The organism is Chromobacterium phragmitis (genome assembly GCF_003325475.1).
Classification (GTDB): Bacteria; Pseudomonadota; Gammaproteobacteria; order Burkholderiales; family Chromobacteriaceae; genus Chromobacterium; species Chromobacterium phragmitis.
The window spans coordinates 3,985,267-4,010,299 of sequence record NZ_CP029495.1; the positions used below are offsets into that span (position 1 = coordinate 3,985,267).

Genomic DNA, 25,033 nt, shown 5'->3' on the forward strand with positions numbered 1-25,033 from the left:
GATTCCGAGGCGTGCTTGAGCCGGAAGAGCGGGATTTCTCGCGTCGATTTGCGAAAACTCGCGCGGCGATGGGCGAGGATGTCACAAAAATCCAATCGGGGCTGATCTCGCCACTATGTCGGGCTCGGGCGGCTGGGGTAGCCTTTCTTCATCCTAAAACGGAGGAGAAAACAATGCAGGCCCGTCTGGAACAATGGAAGCAGTACCTGCTGACCGGGGTGTCCCATGTGATTCCTTTCATCGCCAGCGGCGGCATCCTGATCGCGCTGGCCATCTCGCTGGCGCCGATGACAGGCAAGGGGCCGGATTTCAGCCACGCTCCCATGCTCAAGCTGATCCTGGACATCGGCGCCAGCGCCTTTGCCTTGCTGCTGCCGGTTTTGGCCGGCTACATCGCGTATGCCCGCTCCGGCAAGCCGGCGCTGGTGGCCGGCATGGTGGGCGGCCAGATCGCCCATACCGTCAACGCCGGCTTTTTAGGCGCATTGATCGCGGGCTTGTTGGCCGGCTGGGTGGTGGAGCTGCTGAAAAAAATGCCGGTGGGCAAGGCGCTGAAACCGTTGATGCCGATTCTGATCATTCCCATCCTGTCCTCGCTGGCGATCGGCGCGCTGATGTTCGAGGTGCTGGGCGTGCCCATCGCCGATCTGATGGTGGCGATGGGCGCCTGGCTCAAGTCCATGGGCGGCGCCAATGCGATGGCGTTGGGCGCCTTGCTGGGCGCGATGGTGGCGTTCGACATGGGCGGCCCGGTCAACAAGGTGGCCTTCTTCTTCGGCGCCAGCATGATCGCGGAAGGCCAGTACCAGGTGATGGGCGCGGTGGCCGCCGCGGTCTGCATTCCGCCGCTGGGCCTGGGGCTCGCCACCAAGCTGCGCAAGTCGCTGTGGAGCGAACAGGAGCGCGAGGCAGGCTCCGCCGCATTGGGCATGGGCATGATAGGCATCACCGAGGGGGCCATTCCTTTCGCCGCCGCCGATCCGTTGCGGGTGATCCCCACCATTGTCGCCGGCTCGGCGCTGGGCGGCATGCTTGCGATGCTGGGCGGGGTGGGCGACCACGCGCCGCACGGCGGCCCCATTGTGCTGCCGGTGATAGACAACCGCTGGATGTTCGGCGTGGCCATCCTGGCGGGCGTGCTGCTGGTGGCGGTCGCCATCAACTTGCTCAAGGCGCGCGCCGGCGAGGCCGAGTCAGCCCCCGCGGCCTGAGCCTGGACACTTTCTCTACAAGGAAATCGATCATGAAAATCGTCGCCATCACCGCTTGCCCTACCGGCATCGCCCACACCTATATGGCCGCAGAAAAGCTGGAAAGCACGGGCCGCCAGCTGGGGCACGACGTCAAGGTGGAAACCCAGGGCGCCATAGGCATAGAAAACGAGTTGTCCGGCCGCGACATTCAGGCCGCGGACGTGGTGCTGTTGGCGGTGGACATCGCCATCGAAGGCGAGGAGCGTTTCGAAGACAAGAGGGTGGTGCGGGTGCCCATCCAGAACGTGCTCAAAGACGCCAACGCGGTTTTCGCGCTCCTGTGAACCCGGCCGGCCCGAACAGGGTCGGCGCAACGAGAAAGCAGTCGTATGTTACACAGCCTGACCCTGGTATGCCCGCTGCCAAACGGCATCCATGCCCGCCCGGCCAGCCGCATCGCCGAGTTCTGCGCCGGATTCGGCGCCGCCATCCGCTGGCGCAATCAGCGCAACGGCCAGATGGCCGACGCCAAAAGCGTGCTCAGCCTGATAGGCGGGGATATCTTGTTCAACGACGTCGTCGACATCGAGATCGACGGCGCGGAATCGGAGCGCGTGGCCGCCGAACTCAGCCGCTTCCTGAAGCAAACCTTGCCGCATTGCGACGAGCCGCTGGCCGCCGCGCCGGCTGCCTGCCGCGCCTTGCCTCGCGGCCTGGCCGAGCTGGCGCCGTCGCCATGCTTCGGCCAGCCCGCCGGACAGGGCGTGGCGATAGGCGAAATTTGCGTTCATCGCGCTTATCGGATGCCGGAGCCGGAGACGCTGCCCGCCTCGCGCGGATTGGACCGGGAGCTGGCCGAGCTGGGCTTGGCGATGGCCGGCTTGGGCGAGCGGCTGCTGGGCGAGGCCGCGCGGCTGGACGGAGAGGCCGCCGCCGTGTCGCGCGCCCATTTGTCCCTGCTGCGGGATTCCGACTTCCGCGCCAGACTGGAGGAGGCGGTGGCGGCTGGCGCTAGCGCGGCGAGCGCGGTGGCGGCAGCGGTCGCGCATTACCGCGCTCAACTGGCCAGGTCTGCCAGCGAATACCTGCGCGAGCGCGAGATGGATATCCGCGACGTGGGCCGGCGCTTGCTGGACATCCTGGCGCCGGGCCTGGAGCCAGGCGCGGCCGAGCTGCCTGCCGCCGCGCTGCTGTGGGCGGAGGACCTCGCCCCCAGCGAGCTGCTGGCGCTGGATCGCAGCCGGGTAAAGGGCCTGTTGCTGGCGCGCGGCGGCTTGACCTCCCACACCATCATTCTGGCGCGCGCGTTTTCCTTGCCGGTGCTGACGGGCGTGCAGCATGGCGCCATCGCGGCCGGCATCGGCGAAACAGCGGTGCTGGACGCCAGCCTGGGCGCCTTGTTCCTGTCGCCCAGCCCTGAGGTGCGGGACTACTATCTGGACGAGGAGGCGTTGCTGGCGTGCCAGCGCCAGCGGCTGGCGCGGGCTTGCGGCGGCGCGTCCGTCAGCGCCGATGGCCAGAGGCTGGAGCTGGCGGTGAACATCGCCTCCGCCGCCGAGGCGCAGCTGGGCTTCGCTCAAGGCGCGGACGGGATTGGGCTGTTCCGTACGGAAATGCTGTTCATGGATGCCGACGAGCCGCCGAGCGAGGATGCGCAATTCCAATGCTACGCCGAGGTGGTGAGGCTGGCGGCCGGCCGGCCGGTGATCATCCGCACCTTCGATATCGGCGGCGACAAGCCGGCGCGCTGCATGTCCATGCCGCAGGAGCGCAACCCCTTTCTGGGCTATCGCGCCATCCGCATGTACCCGGATCAGGAGGCTGCGTTCCGCAGCCAGCTGCGGGCCATCTTGCGCGCCGGCGAATTCGGGCCGGTCAAGGTGATGATCCCGATGATCGCGACGTTGGCGGAGTTGCGCTGGGCCAGGCGGTTGCTGGAAGAAGAGCGCGCCGCGCTGGGCGTGGCGGAGCCGGTTCCGCTCGGCATCATGCTGGAGGTGCCGTCGGTGCTGTTCCAGCTGGAGGCTTTTTGCCGCGAGGTGGATTTTTTCAGCGTGGGCAGCAACGATCTGACTCAGTATCTGTTTGCCGCTGACCGCGACAACGATAGGGTGGGGCAGTTGTACGACAGTCTGCATCCGGCTTTTCTGGCGGCCTTGAGCCAGGCGGCGGCAACCATTCATCGCCACGGGCGCTGGATAGGCTTGTGCGGCGAGGCCGCCGCCGCGCCGCACGCGCTGCCTTTGTTCCTGGGCATGGGGTTGGACGAATTGAGCATGAGCGCGCCCTCGTTGCAGGCGTGCCGGCGGCGGTTGCGCGAGCTGGACGCCGGACGCTGCCGCGAATTGTTGGCGCGGGCGCTGCAATGCGCGGATGGCGCCGAGGTGAGGGCGTTGGTGGAGAACGGCGCCGCGCGTCCCGCGTTGCCGATGCTGACGGAGGACTGCCTGCTGCCGGATGTCGGCTGGCGCAGCAAGGCGGCGGTGATCAAGGGCATGGTGGATCGGTTGTGGCTGCTGGAGCGCTGCGATGACCGCTATGGCATGGAGGAAGACTTGTGGCTGCGCGAACAGGCTTACTCCACCGGGCTGGGCTACGGTTTCGCCATCCCGCACGCCAAGTCCGAACATGTGCTGCATCCCACCTTGTGTCTGGCCCGGCTGGCGCAGCCGGTGGACTGGGGCGCCAGCGACGGCCTGCCGGTGGACATGGTGCTGTTGCTGGCTTTCAACGCCGCGGACGCCGGCGCCGCGCACCTGAAGTTCTTCTCGCGCCTGGCCCGGCTGGTGATGCATGATGATTTTCGCCAGGCGTTGCGCGGCGAGCGCGATCCCGAGCGGCTTCAGGCGCTGTTGCGGGACAGGCTGGAGGGCGCGGCATGAGCGCGTTTCCCTTGCATGGGCTGGCGCAGCATTACGCCTGGGGCGGGAAGCGCTTCATTCCCCGCATGCTGGGTCTGGACAATGCCGAGAGGCTGCGCTTCGCCGAGTGGTGGCTGGGCGCGCACGAAGAGGCGCCGTCGGTGATCGCCACCCCGCAAGGGCCGCAGCCGCTGCATTACGCCATCTCCCATCAGCCGCGAGCCTTCCTGGGCGACGCGGTGATCCGCCGCCATGGTTGCCGGCTGCCTTTTCTGATGAAGGTGCTCGATGTGGACGCGCCCTTGTCTATCCAGGTGCATCCTGACGAAGCGCAGGCGAAAGCGGGCTTCGCCCGCGACAACGCCGCCGGGCTGGCGCTGGACGATGTCCGCCGCCATTATCGTGATCCTTATCCCAAACCGGAAATGATGGTGGCGTTGTCGCCGTTTTGGCTGTTGCATGGCTTGCGGCCGGACGGCGACATCGACGCGTTGCTTGCGCGGCAGCCGGAGTGGCGGTGCTTGCGGGAACGGCTGGCGAAAGAGGGCGGCGCGGCCTTGCATCGCCATCTGCTGCGGTTGCCGCAGGCAGAGATCGCCGGCTTGCTGCGGCCGCTGTGGCGCAGGCTGGCGGCTGGCGGGGATGCCGGGCCGGCCGATCCGGATCATTGGGTCAAGCGGCTGCCCGGCGCGCGGGCCGAAGACCGCGGGGTGTTTGGCTGCTACCTGCTTAATCTGGTGGGGCTGAGGCCGGGCGAGGCCATCTTCCAGCCGGCGCGGCTGCCGCATGCCTATCTGCATGGCCGCAACATCGAATTGATGGCCAATTCCGACAATGTGCTGCGGGCGGGGCTCACAGACAAGCCAGTGGATGTGGAGGCGCTGCTGGCGGTGATGGACGACGCGCCGGTCGAGCCCGAGGTGCTGGCCGCGCCGGCCGGCTGCGGCTTGCGGGCGTATCCGCGCTGCGGAGGCGACTACTTCGCGCTGGATCAGTTGCTGCTAGGCGAAGGGGAGGGCGACGCATGGCGCAGCGGCGGGCCGGAGCTCTTGCTGGTGGTGGACGGCAGCTTGCGCCTGCGCTGCGGAGAAGGAGAGCTGACGCTGGAGCAGGGGCACAGCGCCTTGCTGCAGCCGGGCATGGCGTGCGAGGCGACAGCAGGTCGGCTGGCGCTGGCTTACCGGGCGTTTTGCCCGCTGGCTGCGGGATGTTAATGTGGCGGATTATTCGTGTCGATAATGGATGACAACGTATGACGCCGCGCATGTCCTTCCGTCTGAGCTGGCCCGCCGAGCTCAAGCGGCTATGCCATGCGCCGGCGGGCCGACACATGCCGGCCGGCGCCTACCAGGTTCATTTCCCGAGGCTGGAGCTGGTGCTGTCCAATCGCTACCACTACAGCCATGAGGGCTGCGAGAACGCCAGCCTGTCGGCGCAGGAGGCGCTGTTCATTCCGGCCGAGCACTGGACGCTGCCCAACTGGTGCGCCAACGGCGAAGTGCTGCATGTCCTGTTCGATTACGCCCGCATCGGCTTCAGCCTGGTGCGTTCCGGGCCGCAGGGGGTGATCAGCACGCACAAGGAAAGCATGGTGCTGGCCCAGCGCGGCAGCCTGAACGGCATGCTGGACGTGCTGGGCGGCTTGTGCCGCGACGGGGCCGGGCCGGAGGTGCTGCGGCTGCAAGGCCAGGCGCTGCTGGCTTTGCTGCTGTCGTTGTACGACGAGGCGCGCGACAGCCAATGGCAGCAAGGCGGCAACCAGTTCCGCGCCATCTGCCTGTACATCAGCGAACATCTGTACGCGCCGCTGACCCGCGAAGACGTGGCGCTGCGCTTCGGCATTTCCACTACCCATCTGTCGCGGTTGTTTCGCCAGCACTTGGGGCACGGTTTCTGCGAATTTCTGGCCCATTCCCGGCTAGACCTGGCCAAAACGCTGCTGCGCCAGGGGCAGTTGCCGCTCAGCGGCGTCGCCGCCCGTTGCGGCTATGTCGACGTCAGCTACTTCCATCGCGTTTTCAAGCAGCGCTTCGCGATGACGCCGTGCGCGTATCGACGCGAGTTCGCCTGATGCGGCTCGCGGTTGAACAGCGTCCGAAGCGGCGCTTTCAGCGGATCGGGCCTTTCACCAGCCGGACGCCAAGCCTGGCAAGCTCGGTGCTGCCATCCGCCTCGCCTGTCAGAAAATCAATGTTGTAGATCAGCGGCGGGATCTCTGCTATCGGGGTGTCGCTCCAGTACTTGGCGCTGTTATCGTAAAGCTCGGCCACGTCCGGGAAAATGTTTCGATTGATCGCCGGGTTTTGGCAGCGCCGCTCCACGATGCCGGCCAACTCCTCAATCGCCGGCACTCTCCAGCCATGGCCGAGCGCTGCCGAGTGACGCCGGGCCTCTTGGTGGCGGAGCAGACGGATTTCGCCGAAGCACCGTTTGCCATCCCAGCGCTGTCCCACGCTGCAGCGCAGCCAGACCAAGCCGGTGCGCTTGTCGCGAACCTCTTCCCCATCGACGGTGAAGCGCGAGGATGGCGTGGAGGCGCGCCGGGAGGTGTCGCAATCTCCTCCGAATGCATGGATGGGCAGCCAGGCAAGCAGTGAGCAGGCTGCCGGGAAAAGAATGCTTTTTTTCATGAAGCGTTTCGCGCCAGGCGGGAAGTATGTTCGCATGCTAGATGTCTGCGGGAATATCCTGCGGCATCGGCGGCAGGATAGGTTGTCCGGGAGCGTCCGGCTGAATATTGAGGAGGCGAAGCGCGTCGCCGGCGACGCGCGAGAAGATGGGGGCCGCCACCGCTCCGCCATAGTATTGGCCGGCGCTTGGCTCATCCACCGTTACCGCGACGATGATGCGGGGACTCTTGCCGGGCGCGAATCCGATGAAGGAGGCGCGGTGCTTGTCCGCCACGTAGCGTCCATCGGCCAGCTTGCGCGCCGTGCCGGGCTTGCCGCCCATGCTGTATCCCGGCACCCGAGCCGCCGCGGCGCCGCCTCCCGCTTGGCTGTTGGCGACCAGAAGATCGCGCATGAGCGCGGCGGTGCGCTCGCTGACGACTCTTCGGGATGGCGCTTCCATGGTTTGCGGATAGAGCGATACGGGCAGCAGCAGCCCGCCGTTGGCGAATACGGTGAAGGCCCGGGCCAATTGAAGAAGGCTGCCGGAAACGCCATAGCCGAATGACATCGTCGCCTGGTCTATCTGGCGCCATGTTTTCCAGTCCCGCAACGTGCCGCTTGACTCCCCTGGGAAGCCTGTTCCGGGTTTTCGTCCGAATCCCAAATCGTTGTAAAAGCGCCAGAAACGCTCGGGCGTGGACATCAAGGCCAGCTTGCTGGTGCCGACATTGGACGATTTTTGCATGATGCCCAACATATCGAGGCTGGCGCGCGGCGCCACGTCTCGCACCGTGGCGGGGCCGATTTTGTAGCTTCGCGTATCCAGCATGGTGTGCAAGGTGGCGTGGCCGTCCTCCAGCGCCAGGGCCATGGCGAATGGTTTCATCACGGATCCCGCCTCAAAGGCGTCGACGATTCCCCGGTTGCGCATGTCCTCCGGCGCTGCGGATTGGCGGTTGTTGGGATTGAAGGCGGGATAGTTGGCCGCCGCCAGCAGCTCGCCGTTTTTCGCGTCCAGTACGATTACGCTTCCTGATCTGGCTTTGTGAGCTTGCACCGCTGACGAGATGGCTTTGTGCGCTTGGTACTGGATGCGCGCATCGAGGGCTAGTTCGACTGTTTTTCCATGCGTCGGCGGTATTGCGCGCGAAGCGTCCGCGATGATTTGGCCGCGCAAGTCTTTCAAAACCTGCCGCGATCCGTTTCTGCCGGTAAGTTGGCCATCTTGCGACAGCTCAATTCCCTCTTGTCCTTTGCCTTCCGAGCCGGTCAAGCCGATCACGTGGGCGGTGGATTCTCCTGAAGGGTAAAAGCGCATGAACTCAGTTTCGGCAAAGATGCCCGGTATGCGCATGTCCAATATGTCCTGAGCGGTGCGCGGGTCCAGCCTTCGTTTCAAGTAGACGAATTCGCGGCCGCTGGCGATAAGTTTGCGATTGAGCGCTTCCGGGGAGACATCCAGCAATTCGGCCAAGTTCCGCAATTGAGAAATGCCTAGCGGCTGCATGATTTCAGGGTTGGCCCAAAGGCTTTTGACGGGGCTGCTGGAGGCAAGCAACTGGCCATTGCGATCCACAATCCGGCCTCGGCTGGCCTCCAATGTCAGTGCGCGCAGAAAGCGGATATCGCCCTGTTTCTGGAGGAAATCCTGCTGAAACAACTGCAGGAAGGCGGCGCGGATCGGCAGCGCCAGCAAGCATAGGCAGAGCAGTCCTGTGACGATGCGGGTTCGGATAGGGGACATTTTCGTCCCGACTGGGTGTGGGTGCAGCTGGCGATGTCGAACGGGCATGGGAGGCGCCTATTCCTGAATGAGGGAGCGGGTGCCAGGATGCTATGGATGCCAGGCCAAGGTGTAAACGCGGCTTGCCGTAACGGATGTAACGGCCTTGGTTGTGCTCGAAGGGGGCAAAACGCCGATTGTGGCTATCGGTTTTTGTGATGCTGGAGGGCTTCGTTAGCTTTTATGCATGAAGGGTTGGCAGTGTGTGCGTGAGCTGTTTTAAATGGAGAAAAAAATGATCGTTTTGGCTGCGAAGCAATAAGCCCGCCATTGAAGTTGAGCCCACTTGTGATAAATCCTGAGCAAGATGCGAATAAAAATTTTTCTAGTTATGCTTGCATTATATAGCCCAAAATATTCATGATAAATACTTGGGGCAGTATTCTTATGGGACTGATACTCTTGATTTCAAGGATGTCACAGGTAGTGAAAAAATAAGGCCCGAACAAATTGTTCGGGCCTTATTTTTTTTGGCGGAGGCTGTGGGATTCGAACCCACGGACGGTTGCCCGTCGGCAGTTTTCAAGACTGCTGGTTTAAACCACTCACCCAAACCTCCAGATTCAGGGCTTCGGTATCGCCATATGAGCGTGCTGAATCGCAACGTCTCTAAATCTGCTTGATACCTGAATGAGAGGCGGCAATTCTAACGGGAATCGCTTCGTTTGGCTAGAGGGTTGCGGCGTTTGAAGCCAACATTTCCGCGGCGTGTTCGCGCGTGGTTTGGGTAAGCTCGACGCCGCCCAGCATGCGGGCGATTTCCAACACCCGCTGTTCTGCGTCCAGCGGCGCGATATTGCTGAGCACCTGGCCCTTGCGCTCGCGCTTGCTGACTTGCCAATGATGCTTGCCGCAGGATGCCACCTGGGGCAGGTGAGTGATGCACAGCACTTGATAGCGTTGGCCCAGGTCGCGCAGCATGTGGCCGATCACCTCGGCCACGCGGCCGCCTATGCCCACGTCCACTTCGTCGAAGATCAGCGTGGGCACGCTGGCCACCTGGCTGATCACCACCTGCATCGCCAGGCTGATGCGGGATAGCTCGCCGCCGGAGGCTACCTTGGCCAGCGGTCGCAGGCTGGTGCCGGCATTGGCGGCCACCAGGTATTCGATCGACTCCATGCCGTGCGCGCCGGGTTCGGCCAGCGCGGACAGTTCGATGGCGAAGCGGGCGCCGCCCATCGCCAGCCGGCCCATTTCGCCGGAGATGCGTTCCGACAGCTCGCTGGCGGCCTGGCGGCGCTTGCCGGAAAGGGCTTCCGCCAGCGCGCGGTAGCGAGCCAGGCAGGCGGCCTCGGCCACGCTCAGCGCTTCGACATCCACGCTGGCCTCCAGCGCGGCCAGTTGCTGCTGCCAGTCGGCCAGCTTGTCGGCCAAGTCGGCGGGCTGCACTCGGTATTTGCGCGCCGAACTCATCAGCAAGTCCAGCCGGCGCTCCATTTCCACCAGTTGGTTCGCGTCCTGATCGATGTCGCTGGCGTAGTCGCGCAGGCTGTACACCACCTCGCGCAGCTCGGCGTCTACCGAATCCAGCAGTGACAGGGTATCGGTCAGGCGAGGGTCCAGATTGGACAGTTTGGACAAGCGGCTCTGCACGTGGGCGAGTTGGGTCAGGCAACTGTCGTCGTTTTCTGACAGGACATCCACCGCTTGCCGCGCGCTCTGCACCAGTTCCGCGGCATTGGCCAGCCGGGTGTGGCTTTGGCTCAGCGTGGCCCACTCGTCGGGCAATAGATTGAGCTCGGCCAGTTCGCCGATCTGCCAGGTCAGGCGTTCGCGTTCCACTTCGGATTCGCGCGACATCCGTTCAGCATCCTGGCGCGCCTGGCGCGCCGCTTGCCACTCCTGCCAGGCCTTGTTGGCGTCGCGGGCCAGCGTGGCTGAGCCTGCATAGGCGTCCAGCAACTGGCGCTGGGTTTCACTCTTCATCAAAGACTGGTGGGCATGTTGGCCGTGGATGTCCACCAGGAACTCGCCCAACAGTTTCAACTGGGCCAGCGTGGCGGCCTGGCCGTTGACGAAGCTCTTGGAGCGGCCGCCTCGGTCTATCAGGCGGCGCAGAAGCAGTACGCCTTCGTCGCCGGATAATTCGTTATCGGCCAGCCAGGCGTCGATTTCAGGGCGGCGCTCGATGGCGAATTCGGCAGTGAGCTCGGCGCGCTCTGCGCCTTCGCGCACCTGAGCGCCGTCGGCGCGGTCGCCCAGCAGTAATCCCAGCGCGTCCAGCATGATGGATTTGCCGGCGCCGGTTTCGCCGGTGAGCACGGTGAAGCCGTCGGAAAAGTCCAGCGCGATGCTGTCGACGATGACGAAATCTTTGACGGTCAGCGAAAGAAGCATGGTGTGTGGTCTGCTCCGGTTAAATCAGGCGCTCGCCCCAGTGCAGCTTGTGGCGCAGCATGTCGTAATAGTTGTAGCCTTCCGGGTGCAGGATGCGCAGCGGGTTGCGGTAGCGGCGGATCAGCACCCGGTCCATTTCCATCAGGTCGCAGTGAAGCTGGCCGTCGAAATGCACGCGCGCGTCGAGGCCGCGAGTGAGCATGAACTCAACCTCGCAGGAGTCGTTGACGGCAATTGGCCGGTTGGACAGCGACTGCGGGCAAATCGGCACCAGCGCGATGGCTTGCAGCGTGGGGTGCAGGATGGGTCCCCCGGAGGCCAGCGAGTAGGCGGTGGAGCCGGTGGGGGTGGATACGATCAGGCCGTCAGAGCGCTGGCTGTAGACGAACTGGTTGTCGATGAAGACTTCGAATTCAATCATCGATCCCACTGCGCCTCGGCTGAACACCACGTCGTTGAAGGCCAGCGCGCTGGCGACTTCGGCGTCTTCGCGGACCACGGCGGCCTGAAGAAGGATGCGGTCTTCCGGAACGAACTTGCCTTGCAATATGGCGTCCACCGAGTCCAGCATTTCATGCAGGGGGATGTCGGTCATGAAACCCAGCCGGCCCTGATTGATGCCGACCAGGGGTACGCGGTACGGCGCCAGCAGCCGGGCGATGGAGAGCATAGTGCCGTCTCCGCCCAGCACGATGCACAGGTCGGCCAGCTTGCCCATGTCGTTGCGATCGATCAGCGCATGTCCGCAGGCTTCCTCAGGGGTGATGCTTTCCTTGTCGATCAGCACCGTGGCGCCGCCAGCTGCCAAGTGGTCGGCGAGTTCAAGCAGGGCTGGGGTGATGCCAGGCTTGCTGTGGCGCGCCACCAGGCAGATGTGTTTGAACAGTCTTTCCATGCGGCGATTCTACTGGTTTGGCGGGAATTCGTTGAGCAAAATCTCTTCGTCGGCCCGCTGTTTTTTGCCGGTGGCCTCCAGCGCTTTCAGGTAAAAGCGAACCAGGTCAGCCAGCGAATCCACGCCAAGCTTGCTGAAAAGGTTGGCGCGGTGCACTTCGATGGTGCGCGGCGACAGGTCCAGCTCGCGTGCGATCTCCTTGCTGGACAAGCCGTCGGCGACCAGCTCCAATACCTCGCGCTCGCGGCCGCTGATGCGGGATAGCTGGCTCATCACTTCCTGGGTTTCTTCTTCCTTCTGATGCTGCTGGATGCTGATGCGGATGCCTCTCTTCAGGCTGGCGATCAACCTGTTCTGGTCTATCGGCTTGGTCAGGAAGTCGATGGCGCCGGTCTGGAACGCGCGTCGGCATTGCTCGATGTCGCCGTGGCCGGTGATGAACACGATGGGGATGTGGATGTCGCGCTCCGCCAGTTGTTCTTGCAGCGCCAAACCGGTGATTTGCGGCATGCGGATATCCAGCACCAGGCAGCAGATCTGGTTGCCCTGGTAGCCGTCCAGAAATTCCATCGCGTTGGGGAACGTGACGGTTTTCATGCCCTGGGCGGTGATCAGCATGGCCAGGGAATCCAGTACGGCAGGGTCATCGTCGACGATGAATACGGTTGGGGTCGTGTTTTGCATCATGCTTCCACTCCGGATGGTACGGCCATGTCGCGAGGGGCGCATGGCAGGTCAATGACGAACTCCGCTCCCGAGCCGGGCTTGTTGCCGGCCATCAACTTTCCGCCGAAGGCTTCGACCGCAGTCTGGCAGATGGCCAGGCCCAAGCCCATGCCGTTGGGTTTGGTGCTGAAAAACGGGTCGAAGATCCGGTCCAGTTTGTCCGGCGGAATGCCGCTGCCATTGTCGCTGATGATGAGCTGCACGCGCTCGCCCTGCCGGCGGGTGGTGAGATTGAGGCGACCCCAGGGACGAGTTTGCTCCATGGCCTCCACTGCGTTGCGCGCCAAGTTCAGCACCACCTGTTCCAACTGGATAGTGTCAGCGTATACCAACGGCAACTCCGGCGCGAAGTTTTGCTCGATGTGAATGTCGTGATCGTGCAATTCATAATCCAGCAAAGACAAAGCGTTATGAACAGCTTGATTCAACTGTACCGGCGCCAGTTGCTGGTTCTTCTGGGTGACGAACTCGCGCAGCCTGCGGATGATGCGGCCGGCGCGGTCGGCCTGGGTGACTGACGAGGTCAGCGCGCGCCGCAACATCGCCATATCCAACTCGTCCTCGTCCAGCAGGCTGAGCCCAGCCTGGCAGTAGCTCATGATGGCAGACAGCGGCTGGTTGATCTCATGGGCGATGCCGGAGGCCATCTCGCCCATGGTGTTGATCCGGGCGACCCGGGCCAACTCCATTTCATGCTGGCGCAACCGGCTTTCGCTGGCCTCCAGCGCCGCCAGCATGCGGCGGCGGATGGGCGCGGTGTCGCGGAAAGTGAGCACCGTGCCGATCAACTGGCCGTTGCGGCCTAGCAACGGCGACACCGCCCCTTCGACCAGCAACCTTTCTCCGCTGGGGCGTTTCAGATAGCAGTTTTGAGCCAGGTAAGCCACTTGCAGGGTGGCTGAGGCTTGTTCGATTGGATCCTGGACGGGTTGGCGAGAGAACTCGTAATGCAACGGCGCCACCTGTTTCAGGCGGCGTTGCAGCAGTTGCGCGGCCGGCAGGCCCAGCAGCGTTTCCGCGGCGGGGTTCACGTACTGGATCACCTGGCTGGTATCAATGCTGATCACTGCCTCGCTGATGCCGCGCAGCGCCACGCTGGCGTATTCGCGTTCGCGGAAGATGTCGTCCTGAATTTGTTCTCGCGCCAGATGGTTGTACTCCAGCAGCGCCAGCACCACCCAGAGCAGGTAGGCAGGCAGCATGGCGATCAATAAATTGATTGCGGTTTCCGACAGGGTGGTGCGCTCCAGCCGGAGTTGGCGGCTGAGCCGCATATCGTAGGGCAGGGAAGCGACATCGAGGCTGGCTCGATAACTGAGTCGAGGCAGCAGCCAATCCAGCGCCAGCGCCGAGGCGGCGTCCGCTTGTTTCTGCAGCTGCAGAGCGCCGGGGTCGTTGGCGTTGTCGCGGCGAAGCAACTGCAGAGTGTAGCGTCCTTGCAGCGACGGCGGCAGCGCAAGCAAGGGGCGCAGGCAAAGGACCTGCATGACTACGCCGGCGGCTTGCTCGATGCGCACCATGGGCACCGGGGAGGGAGGGGTGGACCGGTATACGGTTTGAAACAAGGCCAGCCCCCACTCGCCATTGCGAAGCACCAGGGTGGGGGAGGCCGATTGCATTTGCCCCAGCGCGCGGTTCACCGAACCCGACAGCACCGAATCGTCGAGCAGATCCAGTCCCATTTCGCGCCAGTCAGGCGACGCGAGGCCCGGCTCGGCCATGCTGAGGGGCAAGTAGCGCGGGCGCGAGGGCGCCGTACGCCAGGCGGCGGGGTCGCGCCAAGTATTGAGCTGGTCGTGCAGATAGTCCCGTATCGCATAAGACTTGCCAAGGATGAGGGATTGCTCGTTTTCGAAGCGCGTTCGATCGCTTTGCTCCACTAGCGGCTGGTAGCCGATGAAATACAGCTGGGGCTGGGTTCGGGTGGCGGCCTGCGCCAGCTCCCTTATGCGCGCTCGTCGGCCCGCAGCGCCGCCGGCGACGAGATCGCCCACCTCGTCTTGTAATGATTCGCTGTTCTTTAAACGATTGTTGACGTTCTGCTGCAACAGTTCGATCGTCTGTCGAAATTCCTGTCGTTGCTGGCGGATGTCCAGCAGCAATGTGTGCGCCATCAGCAGGCTGAATGCGCACAAGAGGCATGACATGCTCAGCCATTTGCTGCGGGAGGAGGCTTGCCGCAACAGGTGCAGATGTGTGTGGAGGGAACTGAGCGGGGATTTGTGAGGCACTTCGACATCGGACATGCTTCAGGCTTTGGTGGGTGCGAGGTTGGGATGCGTGCCGCTTTTAAGGTGGCGGGGCGCGCCATTATACCGGGCGCGCCCTGTTTATGCCCTGTTAGTTTTGCAGCAGATGAGAAAATCTGCGCCGCATTTTTGTCAGCTTGGGTGAAATCACGGCCTGGCAATAACTTTGCTGAGGATTCTGAGCGTAATAGTTTTGGTGGTGGGTTTCGGCTGGATGGAAGCGCGCGGCCGGCTCCAGCCGAGTGACGATGGGCGCGTCGAACACCTGTTCGCGGCTCAGCTCGGCGATGGTTTGTTCTGCTATTTGGCGCTGATTGTCGTCGAGATGGAAGATGACCGATGCGTACTGGGACCCCACGTCGTGCCCTTGCCGGTTCAGCGTGGTGGGATCATGCACCGTGAAGAACACCTGCAGAAGGGTGGCGTAGGCGATTTTTGCCGGGTCATAGCGGACCTCCACCACTTCCACATGGCCCGAATTTCCAGAGCAAACCTGGCGATAGTCAGGATTGTCGATGTGACCGCCGCAATAACCGGAAACCACGGCCTCCACGCCGGCAAGTTGGGAGAACGCCGCGTCCAGACACCAGAAGCAGCCTCCGCCGAGAATCGCTTTTTCCATGATGACTCCTATTTCGATGATGGGCCGCTAGCGGAGAGCCTGGCGGCTCTCTCGACACGCTCAGCGGCATGCGGGGTTGGTCGGAATGGCGCCGAAAATCTCACAAGCCAGTCTGACGGTTTCCACCTGTATTGTCACTGTGTCCGTAATCGGCACCGCGTAGCCTCCTGCCATGCAAACCACCAGCGCCGCGTCTTGGCCTCGGCAAGCCTCCATCACCATGCGGTCGCGTCGCGCCAGCCCCTGGCGGCTCAGGGCAAGCCGTCCTAGCCTGTCGCCATGGAAAGGATCCGCGCCGGCCAGGTAATACACCAAGTCCGGCCGGGCGCGGGCGAACAGTTCCGGCAATGCGCCTTGCAATGCATCCAGATAGGCGTCATCCCCTGTTCCGTCAGGCAGATCGATGTCCCAGTCGCTATCGGTCCGGTCAAATGGGTAGTTGCGCGCGCCATGGATGGAAAAGGTGAAGATGCGCGGCTCTCCGGCGGCGATGGCTGCGGTGCCGTCGCCTTGATGGACGTCCAGATCGACAACCAGCACGCTGCGGGCGCGAGCTTCCGTCAGCATCAGCATGGCGGCGACGGCCACATCGTTGAACACGCAGAATCCGCTGCCGCGGGCGGCTGCGGCATGATGGGTGCCGCCGGCCAGATTGACGCCGCAGTCCTCCAGCAACGCAGCGCGACTGGCCGCAATCGTGGCGCCGACGGATCGGCAGCTGCGCTCCGCCAGCTCCGGCGACCACGGCAGGCCGATTTCGCGTTGCGCGCGGCTATCAAGGGAACCACTCAGCACCGCGTCGACATAGGCGGGGCTGTGAGCGTGGAGCAGCTCGTGGCGGGTGGCGGCCGGGGCGGTTTCCATCCATTCCGGCGCGAATGTCGCCACTCGCTCGGCGAGCAGGCGGTATTTTTCCGCAGGGAAACGATGGCCAGGCGGCAAAGGCAGGGGGAAAGCGTCGGTGCGGTAGATGCGCATCGCGCAGGCTACAGCGCTTTTAGCAGGCTGAAGCGGGGCACCATGCGGCCTTCGTGCTCCACCATTTCTTCGAACATCGCCGCTGGACGGGCCCACAGGCCGTATTCCCCGTACAACGCGCGGTACATCACGAGCGGCTCGCGGGTTTCCGAATGGGAAGCGGTGCCGAGCACTTGATAAAGCTGGCGATTGCGAAAGTGCTGGTAAATCCCGGGCTGAGTCATGGCGAGCCTCCTGCGGCGATGCGAGTGGGGGGCGAGCATGCCGCAGCCGGACCGCAGCGTCAAGAATGCGCGCTGTTCCAGTAATAGACGCGGAAGTCCCGATCCAGCGTGAAGCCCAGACTCTGGTACAGCTGTTGCGCGCCCAGATTGTCATGCGCGGTTTGCAGCATGATCTCGCCACCGCCCAGGTCGTTGGCGTACTGCTGGCAACGTCGTATCAGCGATTGGCCGACGCCTTGGCGGCGAGCTTCGGCCGCGACGTAAAGGTCGTGCAGCACCCAGCAGGGCTGCAGCGATAATGAGGAAAAACCGGTGTACATCAGGGCGAAGCCTCGCGGCGCGTCGCCTTCGCTGGCCAGAAAGGCAACTGCCTGGCGGCGGCGCAGCCTTTCGCTCAAGTAGGCCTGACAGGATTCCTGGGACTGGCTGACGCCGTAGAAGTCAAGGTAGGCGGTGAACAGCGCCAGCCATTCCGTCACCGATTCAGGGGTGGCGATGCTGAGTTGAATGCCCATTTGCAATCTCCATGCTGCGTTGCGCGGCGCTGGGTTACAATAACGCCCTTTTTCAGCAGGTTAGACAATGAAGCTGGTGCTTGCCCCGATGGAGGGCCTGGTTGACGATGTGATGCGCGAGGTGTTGACCCGCGTGGGCGGCATCGATCTGTGCGTGACCGAGTTCGTGCGCGTTACCTCGGCGCTGCTGCCGACGCGCACTTTCATGCGCTTGGCGCCAGAACTCGGCAACCAGGGCAATACTTCCACAGGCGTGCCGGTGCGGGTGCAACTGCTGGGCTCGGACGCCGTCTGTCTGGCAGAAAACGGCGCCAAGGCTGCCAGCTTGGGCGCGCCGGGCGTGGACTTGAATTTCGGCTGCCCCGCTCCCACCGTCAACCGTCATCGCGGCGGCGCGGTGTTGCTCAACGAGCCCGAGTTGCTGCATCAGATCGTGGCCGCGGTGCGGCGCGCGGTGCCGGCCGCGGTTCCGGTGACCGCCAAGATGCGGCTGGGCTACGAGGACAAGAGCAAGGCGCTGGAATGCGCGCAGGCGATAGCGCGCGGCGGGGCGGACGAGTTGACCGTGCATGGCCGCACCAAGGTGGAGGGCTACAAGCCGCCGGCTCACTGGGACTGGATCGCCCGCATCCGGGAGGGCGTGGATATCCCGGTGACGGCGAATGGAGAAGTCTGGACCCTGGCAGACTATCGGGCGATCCGCGAGGAAAGCGGTTGCGACTCGGTGATGATAGGGCGCGGGTTGGTCGCCTGTCCCGACCTGGCTTTGCGGATTGCCAACGGCGGGGCGGAGCAGCCGATTGCCTGGGAGGCTATGATCCCGTGGGTGAGGGAGTTCTTCCTGCTATGCCGAAACAAATCGGGCGAGGAGCGCTATCCGGTGGCCCGGCTCAAGCAATGGCTGGGCTTGCTCAAGAGAACCTGGCCGGAAGCCGAACGTTTGTTTGAAACAATCAGGCGCGAGCAAGATGTTGTAAATATTGAAAATATTCTCTCGTCTACGCAAGATAAGTAAATATACTCATATCGCAATGCAAAAACACTTGCTAAGATCACTATGCGTTCTGCTTTGGTAAAGCAGTGCGCTGTAACATCTGCCGGCCTGCCTGGCTGCAGATCTTACACTTCCCCGATACCTTGCACCCCTCCCTCACGGGAGGGATTTTTTTTATCCGCGTTCATGAACTAATAATTAGAAAAAATCATGGCGGAACAAGCATGGACACTCCTCCCGCGGTAAGTTGGCTGGAAAAGCTGATTCCCGCTGTCTGGTATGGCTCTTTGACGGTTTTTGTCGCCATGACCGCGGCGCTCTCCATTCTCCTGTACATCACGCATCCTGACGGGCGAAAACGCACAGTCCGCACACTGCTTGTCGCGCTGGCGGCGTTGCTGGTGGTCAATATCAGCAACCAGACCGAGCTTGGGCAATGGACGCGGCAGGTGGCCGTCATCGTGCTGGGGTTGGCATTGATCCGCCTGTGGGCGATGCTGCTGTTCAGGCTGCTGTTGCCGGTGCTGCGCGTGCATCCGCCCAAAATACTGGAAGAGATCCTGGTGGTGCTGGGGTTTGTCGGCTGGGGACTGGTATTGCTGCGGCTGGCGGGGCTGGACCTCAGTCACATCGTCACCACATCGGCCGTCATCACCGCAGTGTTGGCGTTTTCCATGCAGGATACGCTGGGGAACATTTTGGCCGGGCTATCTCTGCAGGTGGATAATTCCGTCGACATCGGCGATTGGATAAAAAGCGGCGACCTGGTGGGACGGGTGGTGGAAATCAATTGGCGCGCCACCACGCTGGAGACGCGCAATTGGGAAACGGTGGTGATTCCCAACAGCGTGCTGATGAAAAACCACTTCGCCATTCTCGGCAAGCGGCATGGTTGTCCGCTGCAGTGGCGCAGATGGGTCTGGTTCAACATCAATTGGGATACTTTGCCCACCCAGATCATCGGGGTGGTGGAAACCTCGCTGCGCGAGGCTCAGCTGCCGGGCGTGGCGGCTGCGCCGGCGCCCAACTGCATCTTGATGGGGTTCGAGAATGGCTATACCCGCTACGCGGTCCGTTACTGGCTGACGGACCTGGCGGCTGACGATCACACCGATTCCATCGTGCGCACGCATATCGACGCGGCTTTTCGGCGGCATAATTTGCGCATGGCTTCGCCCTATTACAACGTGCTGACCATCAAGGAGAACGAGAAGTACATCGAGGCAAGGATGAAGCGCCACCTGGAGGAGCGCGTGCTGGCGCTGCGCAAGGTGGAGCTGCTGTCGGTGCTGAACGACGAAGAAATGATGGTGTTGGCGGATCAGCTGAAATTCACGCCTTTCGTCACCGGGGACATCATCATGCACCAGGGGTCGGTCGCGCATTGGCTTTACATCATGCTGTCGGGCGAGGTGGAAGTGTGGCTGACGTTGGCGGATGGCGGCCGCAAGCTGGTTGATGTGTTGAAGGCAGGCAGTTTTTTCGGGGAAATGGGTTTGATGACAGGGGAGTCTAGAACCAATACGGTGATCGCCCGCAGCAATGTCGAGTGCCTGAGACTCGACAAGGATGCCTTTCAGGCGATTCTGGTGTCGCGCAAGGAACTGGCGGAAACGATTTCCACCATCTTGGCGGAGCGGCTGGAAGAGCGCCGCAACCGCGAGCCTGACGCCATGCAGGACGCAGATGGCGGCATGCCGAAGCGAGCCGAGTTGGTGGATCGCATCCGCAGTTTCTTTGGCTTGAACAAGCACTGAAAGCCGCTAGCACTACGCTCCTTGAGTTAAGCCTTCTTGCGCGAAGCGCTATGGCGAAGTTCGGATCGACGTGCCTTGGCCCTGTCTTCATGAGGCGTCATCAGCGCGGAAGGGCGAGACCGGCGCATCATGACTTCAGGCTCAACGCGGATTGCGGCTGGCGGGATGGGGGCCGGTTGGCGGTATTCCACAGCCGGACCGATTGGCATTGGCTGCAAGCGCAACCAGATTGGTCCAGGGCTCAGACAAACTGGACTGGCACGTAGAAATCACGACCGGTGCGGCTGACCAGCACTTGCGGCTGGCCTTCTATCATCGCGCGGTAGGGGCGCGGCAGGCGTTTCCAATCGTTGAACTTCATCTTGATGCAATCGTTCAGCATTCCCATGGCAATCTCCTTCGCGCTAGTCCACTTTGTGGATGACATTGGTCACCACGCCCCAGATATGAAACGATGCGTCTTCCGGAACGGCAATCGGCTGATAGGCCGGGTTATCCGGCAGCAGGCGTATGCCGGCAGGGCCGCGCTCCAGCCGTTTCACGGTCAGCTCTCCGTTCAGCGCCGCCACCACTACCTTGCCGTTGCGCGGCTCGCGGCCCCGCTCCACCAGCAACAGGTCGCCGTCGTGTATGCCGGCGCCCTGCATCGAGTCGCCTTTGACCCGAACCATGAAGGTATCGCCCGGGCGGCTGACCAAATGCGTATTCAGGTCTATGTCGGCTTCTTTCAAGTCGTCCGCGGCCACCGGCGAGCCTGCCGGCACGCTGCCGGCGAACAGCGGCAGCGACAGCTCGCTCAACTGCGCGCCCAGGGTGCGGAAGTCGAAGGCTTGCGCGCAGTTGGCGGTGCGCCAACTGCGGTAGTCGTCCAGCCATTGCTGCAAAATGGGCTTCAGCGGCTCCGGCACCCGCAGCGCGACGGTCTTGTCGCCGCCGAAGACGGATTTGCGGCCGGCGCCGGAACGTTTGCCGCCGCGCTGCTTGGTTTGATCGGTATCCATGATTTGATTCTGTACAATTTCAAATTGAATTGCAAGAATTACCGTTCCCCGCTTGCGAGCATGTCGGCGGGAAGCCTGTCCGATAAGCGATGAGGGCTGTCGGTTTTCAGCCACAGCCAGCGGTGCGGCTGAAGCCTGGCCAGAAAATCCATGTCGTGGGAAACCGCAAGCAAAGCGCCGCGGTATTGTGACAGCATCGCCAATAGGGCTTCGCGGCTGTCTAGGTCCAGATGATTGTCAGGCTCGTCCAGCAATAGCATTTGCGGCGCAGGCGCGGCATAAAGCTGCGCGGCCAGCGCCACGCGCATGGCTTCGCCGCCGCTGAGTCCGGCGCTCGGGAGGCTGGACTGTCGCGCGCTCAGGCCTAGCTGGGCCAGGCGGGTTCGCGCGTCTGCCTCGCTTAGAGTGGGGTTGAGGGTCTGCAGCCACTGGCACGGCGTGAGCCGCGGCAGGGCGCGGCCCGCGTGCTGGTCCAGCCAGCCAATGGCGACGTGTCGGCGCAGGCGGCCGGATGCCGGCGGCAACTGCCCCGCGATCACGCGCAGCAGCGTCGACTTGCCGCAGCCGTTCGGGCCGACGATGGCCAGCCGCTCGGGCCCCTCCAGCCGCAGATCGATAGGCGCGGCTGCGCCGCGGGGCAGCCGCAGCGCCTCCAGTTCCAGCGCCGACTTGGCCGCTGGCAACTCGCAAGCCAGCGATCTGAGCAGAGGCGGCGCGTTGTCGCCAGCTCTCATCTGCGCTTCCAGCAGGCTGGCCCGCTGCCTTTCCCCGGCCTGCCGCTGGCAGCAGCATCTTTCCCTGGCTGTGCTGATTGCGGTCTTTTTGCGCGCCGATGAGCAGTTTGCTCTGGTTGCTCTGATCCGCTTGCTTCTCTCCTCGGCTGGCGCGCTTTTGCTGACGTTCGCGTTCTTGTTGCTGTTGCCGTTTCAGCTGCTTGCCGGCATGGCGTTGCGTCTGCAATAGCGATAGGGCCCGTTCCCGCATCTTGCCGCGCTCGTCCAGATAGGCGGCGTAGCCGCAACCGTAGCTGCGCAGGCCTTGTGTCGACAACTCGGCAATATCGTCCATCCTGCCCAGCAGGGCGGCATCATGGCTGATCAAGACCAGACCGCCAGGCCACTCTCCAAGGCGGTCGCGCAGTCGCGCGCGCCACGGCAGGTCCAGATGATTGCTGGGCTCGTCCAGGATCAACCAGTCGGCGTCGGAGCGCAGCGCCGCGAGCAGGGCGACGCGCTGGCGCTCGCCGCCGCTGAGCGCCGCGCTGGGAGTATCCGGACTCATTCCGTTCAGGCCGGCGTCGGACAGCAATTGTTGGAACGAGGATTCGCAATCCCAGCGATCATGAAGCAATTGGTAGTCGCGCTCATCCAGAGAGCCGTCGCGGACGCGCCGGAGCGCCGCCAGCGTTTCCGCCATTCCCGCCAGATGCGCGGCGGTGGGGTGGGCGTCGGGATCGATCTCTTGCGGCAGGCGATGGATGCCGCCCTCGCGCTGCACGCGTCCGGCATGCGGGGCGAGCTCGCCCGCCAACAGCTGTCCCAGCAGCGATTTGCCGCAGCCGTTGCGGCCGACTAGGCCGGTGCGATGAAAGGGGAAGACGTGGCTCAGGGCCGGAAAGGGCTGGCTGCCGTCCGGCAGCGCGTATCGCAGCTGTGGTATCTGCAGCAAGGGCATGCGGATGCTCCATGTTGGCATGGCTTGGGGTCCGAGGGGACAGTCAAGGCCGTGCGCGGCACGGCGGCATCAATGGCGCATGGGAGGAGGGCTCCTGAGTGGATGCGGCATGTTAGCCGACATGCTTGCATGGTTGCAATGCCGAATCTGGAATAATAGTATACGTTCCATATATTAAACGCTTATTGGAGGCGAGCCGTGGGCATCGTCAAGATTTCCGAGCAGATGCACGACAATCTGCGCACCGCCAGCGAGGCGCTGAGCCGTTCCATCAACGCCCAGGCGGAACATTGGCTGCGCATAGGCATGCTGGCCGAGTTGCATCCGGACCTGCGTTACAGCGAGATTTGCCAATTGCTGTTGCGCGCGAGCCAGGAAGGCGCGAGCTTGGATCTGCAGCGACAGGCGGCGGAGGCGGCGCGATGAGCAAAGCGGTGATCAAATCCCCGGCCGAGGTGGCCAAGGCGCGCGAAGCGGGCAAGCTGGTGGCGGAATTGCTGGCGATGATAGGCGAGCATGTGAAGCCCGGCGTCAGCACCGAAGAGCTGGACGCGCGCTGCCACGAATACATCGTCAAGGTGCAGAAGGCCAAACCGGCCAATGTGGGCTACTACGGCTATCCCAAGACCATCTGCGCCTCGGTCAATCAGGTGGTGTGCCATGGCATTCCGTCGCCCAAGCACATCCTGAGAGACGGCGACATCGTCAATATCGACGTGGCGGTGATCAAGAACGGCTGGCATGGGGACAGCAGCCGGATGTTTTTCGTTGGCGAGCCGGCTCCGGAAGCGAGGCGGCTGGTGGACATTTGCTACGACGCCACCATCGCCGGCATCCGCGCGGTGCGGCCCGGCGCGTCGCTGGGCGATGTCGGCCACGCCATTCAGACCATCGCCGAAGGGGCGGGCTTCAGCGTGGTGCGCGAATACTGCGGCCACGGCATAGGCAAGGTCTACCATGAGGAGCCGGAAGTCTTGCATTACGGCCGCCCTGGCATAGGCATGAAGCTGAAGCCCGGCATGGTGTTCACCATCGAGCCGATGATCAACGCCGGCAGAGCCGGCACCCGCCAGCTGGGCGACGGCTGGACGGTGGTGACGCAGGACGGGTCCTGGTCGGCGCAGTGGGAGCATATGGTGGCGGTGACTGATCATGGCTTCGAAGTGCTGACGCCGTGGCCGGACGGCCTGGGCGATTACCCGGCGATAGCCTGAGCCATGGCGCGTTCGGAACGACTGCTGGACCTGTTGCAGCTGTTGCGCCGCTACCGGCTGCCGGTGACGGCGCAGACGCTGGCGGACGAGCTGGGCGTCAGCGTGCGGACTGTCTACCGCGACATCGCCAGCCTGCAGCTGCAGGGCGCGGACATTGCCGGCGAGCCGGGCATGGGCTACCAGTTGCGGCCCGGCTTCCTGCTGCCGCCGCTGATGTTCGCCGATGAGGAAATAGAAGCGCTGGTGTTGGGCATGCGTTGGGTGGAGAAACGCGCCGACTCCAGGCTGGCGCGCGCCGCAGGCAACGCCCTGGCCAAGGTGGCGGCGGTATTGCCGGACGATTTGCGCCGGAGGCTGGAGGACGAAACGCTGCTGGTGGGGCCGGCGGACGGGCCGGGCATCGCGGTGGACATGGCCGCGCTGCGCGACGCCATTCGTTTGCAGCGCAAGCTGGTTTTGTCGTATCGGGACGTCAACGGCGGGGACAGCCGGCGTGTAGTCTGGCCTTTCGCGCTGGGTTTTTTCGAGAAGGTGCAGGTGCTGGCCGCCTGGTGCGAACTGCGGCAGGATTTCCGCCACTTCCGTTGCGACCGAATACTGAGATGCGAAAGCGCGGATGAGCGCTACCCGCGCCGCCGCCAGGTTTTGCTGAAGGAATGGCGGCAGCGACTGGGCATCGCCGGTCCGGCTTAGGCCTGTTCGCGGTGCTCGGCGGCGTGCTGCGCTAGATAGGCGTCGAGATCCGCGCCGCCCAGGTCAAGCGCCGCGAGTATCCGCGCCATGAAGCTGACTGGGGCGGTGCCGGGGGCTGTGATCACGCCGCCATCGCTGATCGCCCAAGGCGTATCCTGATAGCGGGCGGTGCCCGCGTAGCCTGGCAGGTCCAGGCTGTCCGCCGAATTGGACGTGTGGCGAACCTCATTCAACACGCCGGCTTGCGCAAGCGCCCGTGTGCCGTCGCAGATGCCGGCCACCACCGCGCCATGCGCACGCGCGGCGGCGACAATGGGCGCGACGTTTGGCGCTTGCTCGGTTCGCCATATGGTTCCGCCGCTCACTATCAGCGCATCCAGCCCATTCAGTTCAATATCTTCCAAAGCCAGGTGCGGCGTCACCATCAGCCCGCTTGAGGACGTGACCGGTTGGCCGCCGGGCGTGGCGAAGCGCACGTCGCAGCCGTAGTAGACGCGGAGCGAAGAGTTGACCAGGGCGGTTTCCCAGTCGGAAAAATTCTCGGTGAGGAGGGTGACGGCGCGCTTCATTGGATTTCCTTGCATGCGATGGATTGAACGCCCGGATCTGGTTCCGGGTCATGCAAGGTAAGCCCCCGCGCTGTCAGTTTCTGTCAGTAGTCCTTCCGGCGCTTTGATGCCCCGAACAGGCGGCTGCGCCGAC

25 protein-coding genes, 1 tRNA gene and 1 pseudogene are annotated in these 25,033 nt (G+C 63.4%); 11 read left to right on the forward strand and 16 right to left on the reverse strand.

Annotation, left to right across the window (positions count from 1 at the left end; genetic code table 11):
• Nucleotides 1-173: 173 nt before the first annotated feature.
• The 5 genes from DK842_RS18875 to DK842_RS18895 are packed head-to-tail and all read left to right on the forward strand — an operon-like array spanning nt 174 to nt 6,125.
• Nucleotides 174-1,211: a PTS fructose transporter subunit IIC gene (locus DK842_RS18875; RefSeq protein WP_114062840.1), complete on the forward strand. Its 1,038-nt coding sequence runs from the start codon at nt 174-176 to the stop codon at nt 1,209-1,211.
• Between the two features lie 32 nt (nt 1,212-1,243).
• Nucleotides 1,244-1,537 carry a PTS fructose transporter subunit IIB gene (locus tag DK842_RS18880; RefSeq protein WP_114062841.1) on the forward strand — a complete coding sequence of 98 codons (294 nt, stop codon included), beginning with the start codon at nt 1,244-1,246 and terminating at the stop codon, nt 1,535-1,537.
• A 45-nt stretch (nt 1,538-1,582) separates the two neighbouring features.
• Nucleotides 1,583-4,075 (forward strand): phosphoenolpyruvate--protein phosphotransferase, encoded by a 2,493-nt coding sequence (gene ptsP, locus DK842_RS18885; protein ID WP_114062842.1) that lies wholly within the window; start codon nt 1,583-1,585, stop codon nt 4,073-4,075.
• Nucleotides 4,072-5,268 carry a mannose-6-phosphate isomerase, class I gene (gene manA, locus DK842_RS18890; protein ID WP_114062843.1) on the forward strand — a complete coding sequence of 399 codons (1,197 nt, stop codon included), beginning with the start codon at nt 4,072-4,074 and terminating at the stop codon, nt 5,266-5,268. The genes ptsP and manA overlap by 4 nt, the downstream gene beginning before the upstream one ends.
• A gap of 38 nt (nt 5,269-5,306) precedes the next feature.
• Complete coding sequence (locus tag DK842_RS18895; protein WP_114062844.1) at nt 5,307-6,125, forward strand: AraC family transcriptional regulator; 819 nt, start codon at nt 5,307-5,309, stop codon at nt 6,123-6,125.
• A 37-nt stretch (nt 6,126-6,162) separates the two neighbouring features.
• Here the strand turns inward: DK842_RS18895 and DK842_RS18900 are convergent, their stop codons facing one another.
• From DK842_RS18900 to DK842_RS18950, 11 genes are all read right to left on the reverse strand, one after another.
• Entirely contained in the window at nt 6,163-6,684 is a 522-nt protein-coding gene (locus tag DK842_RS18900) for an Lcl C-terminal domain-containing protein (protein ID WP_168194924.1), read from the reverse strand.
• A gap of 37 nt (nt 6,685-6,721) precedes the next feature.
• Complete coding sequence (locus DK842_RS18905; protein ID WP_232538532.1) at nt 6,722-8,362, reverse strand: peptidoglycan D,D-transpeptidase FtsI family protein; 1,641 nt, start codon at nt 8,360-8,362, stop codon at nt 6,722-6,724.
• A 558-nt stretch (nt 8,363-8,920) separates the two neighbouring features.
• Nucleotides 8,921-9,008 (reverse strand) — tRNA-Ser (locus DK842_RS18910).
• Between the two features lie 110 nt (nt 9,009-9,118).
• Nucleotides 9,119-10,789: a DNA repair protein RecN gene (recN, locus tag DK842_RS18915; RefSeq protein WP_114062847.1), complete on the reverse strand. Its 1,671-nt coding sequence runs from the start codon at nt 10,787-10,789 to the stop codon at nt 9,119-9,121.
• Between the two features lie 19 nt (nt 10,790-10,808).
• Complete coding sequence (locus DK842_RS18920; protein WP_114062848.1) at nt 10,809-11,684, reverse strand: NAD kinase; 876 nt, start codon at nt 11,682-11,684, stop codon at nt 10,809-10,811.
• Nucleotides 11,685-11,693: 9 nt separating this feature from the next.
• A complete protein-coding gene (locus DK842_RS18925) occupies nt 11,694-12,371 on the reverse strand; it encodes a response regulator transcription factor (protein ID WP_232538533.1) in 678 nt (225 codons plus the stop codon).
• Nucleotides 12,368-14,524, reverse strand: coding sequence for an ATP-binding protein (locus tag DK842_RS18930; RefSeq protein ID WP_168194925.1), 2,157 nt, complete (start codon nt 14,522-14,524; stop codon nt 12,368-12,370). The genes DK842_RS18925 and DK842_RS18930 overlap by 4 nt, the downstream gene beginning before the upstream one ends.
• Nucleotides 14,525-14,750: 226 nt before the next feature.
• Entirely contained in the window at nt 14,751-15,281 is a 531-nt protein-coding gene (msrA, locus tag DK842_RS18935) for a peptide-methionine (S)-S-oxide reductase MsrA (RefSeq protein WP_114062851.1), read from the reverse strand.
• Nucleotides 15,282-15,341: 60 nt separating this feature from the next.
• Nucleotides 15,342-16,259, reverse strand: coding sequence for a histone deacetylase family protein (locus tag DK842_RS18940; RefSeq protein WP_114062852.1), 918 nt, complete (start codon nt 16,257-16,259; stop codon nt 15,342-15,344).
• An 8-nt stretch (nt 16,260-16,267) separates the two neighbouring features.
• Entirely contained in the window at nt 16,268-16,483 is a 216-nt protein-coding gene (locus tag DK842_RS18945) for a DUF1653 domain-containing protein (protein ID WP_114062853.1), read from the reverse strand.
• 59 nt (nt 16,484-16,542) lie between these two features.
• Nucleotides 16,543-16,998, reverse strand: a complete 456-nt coding sequence (locus tag DK842_RS18950; protein WP_114062854.1) for a GNAT family N-acetyltransferase — start codon at nt 16,996-16,998, stop codon at nt 16,543-16,545.
• Nucleotides 16,999-17,065: 67 nt separating this feature from the next.
• On the opposite strand from DK842_RS18950, the gene DK842_RS18955 reads away from it, so the two are divergent.
• Together DK842_RS18955 and DK842_RS18960 are read left to right on the forward strand one after the other, a co-directional pair.
• The gene (locus DK842_RS18955) at nt 17,066-18,013 is read left to right on the forward strand and encodes a tRNA dihydrouridine synthase (protein WP_114062855.1); all 948 of its coding nucleotides are present in this window, start codon (nt 17,066-17,068) and stop codon (nt 18,011-18,013) included.
• Nucleotides 18,014-18,216: 203 nt separating this feature from the next.
• Nucleotides 18,217-19,749 (forward strand): mechanosensitive ion channel family protein, encoded by a 1,533-nt coding sequence (locus DK842_RS18960; protein WP_114062856.1) that lies wholly within the window; start codon nt 18,217-18,219, stop codon nt 19,747-19,749.
• 241 nt (nt 19,750-19,990) lie between these two features.
• On the opposite strand, the gene DK842_RS23490 is transcribed toward DK842_RS18960, so the two are convergent.
• The 3 genes from DK842_RS23490 to DK842_RS23740 are packed head-to-tail and all read right to left on the reverse strand — an operon-like array spanning nt 19,991 to nt 21,484.
• Nucleotides 19,991-20,137, reverse strand: coding sequence for a hypothetical protein (locus tag DK842_RS23490; protein ID WP_168191695.1), 147 nt, complete (start codon nt 20,135-20,137; stop codon nt 19,991-19,993).
• 16 nt (nt 20,138-20,153) lie between these two features.
• A complete protein-coding gene (locus DK842_RS18965) occupies nt 20,154-20,750 on the reverse strand; it encodes a LexA family protein (protein WP_114062857.1) in 597 nt (198 codons plus the stop codon).
• Between the two features lie 38 nt (nt 20,751-20,788).
• Nucleotides 20,789-21,484, reverse strand: a complete 696-nt coding sequence (locus tag DK842_RS23740; RefSeq protein WP_198414576.1) for an ATP-binding cassette domain-containing protein — start codon at nt 21,482-21,484, stop codon at nt 20,789-20,791.
• Here DK842_RS23740 and DK842_RS23745 point away from each other — a divergent pair.
• Nucleotides 21,468-21,713 (forward strand): hypothetical protein, encoded by a 246-nt coding sequence (locus DK842_RS23745; RefSeq protein WP_198414577.1) that lies wholly within the window; start codon nt 21,468-21,470, stop codon nt 21,711-21,713. The two genes, DK842_RS23740 and DK842_RS23745, sit on opposite strands and share 17 nt — an antisense overlap.
• A 171-nt stretch (nt 21,714-21,884) precedes the next feature.
• On the opposite strand, the pseudogene DK842_RS24295 reads toward DK842_RS23745, so the two are convergent.
• A pseudogene (locus DK842_RS24295) lies at nt 21,885-22,445 on the reverse strand (ATP-binding cassette domain-containing protein); the annotation flags it as partial.
• Nucleotides 22,446-22,622: 177 nt separating this feature from the next.
• On the opposite strand from DK842_RS24295, the gene DK842_RS18975 reads away from it, so the two are divergent.
• From DK842_RS18975 to DK842_RS18985, 3 genes are read left to right on the forward strand one after another with little or no spacing between them, the layout of a single operon-like run.
• Complete coding sequence (locus tag DK842_RS18975; RefSeq protein ID WP_114062858.1) at nt 22,623-22,850, forward strand: ParD-like family protein; 228 nt, start codon at nt 22,623-22,625, stop codon at nt 22,848-22,850.
• Nucleotides 22,847-23,638 (forward strand): type I methionyl aminopeptidase, encoded by a 792-nt coding sequence (map, locus tag DK842_RS18980; protein WP_114062859.1) that lies wholly within the window; start codon nt 22,847-22,849, stop codon nt 23,636-23,638. The genes DK842_RS18975 and map overlap by 4 nt, the downstream gene beginning before the upstream one ends.
• Before the next feature lie 3 nt (nt 23,639-23,641).
• The gene (locus tag DK842_RS18985) at nt 23,642-24,331 is read left to right on the forward strand and encodes a helix-turn-helix transcriptional regulator (protein ID WP_114062860.1); all 690 of its coding nucleotides are present in this window, start codon (nt 23,642-23,644) and stop codon (nt 24,329-24,331) included.
• Here DK842_RS18985 and DK842_RS18990 read toward each other — a convergent pair.
• Nucleotides 24,328-24,900, reverse strand: a complete 573-nt coding sequence (locus DK842_RS18990; protein ID WP_114062861.1) for a type 1 glutamine amidotransferase family protein — start codon at nt 24,898-24,900, stop codon at nt 24,328-24,330. The two genes, DK842_RS18985 and DK842_RS18990, sit on opposite strands and share 4 nt — an antisense overlap.
• Nucleotides 24,901-25,033: the final 133 nt, after the last annotated feature.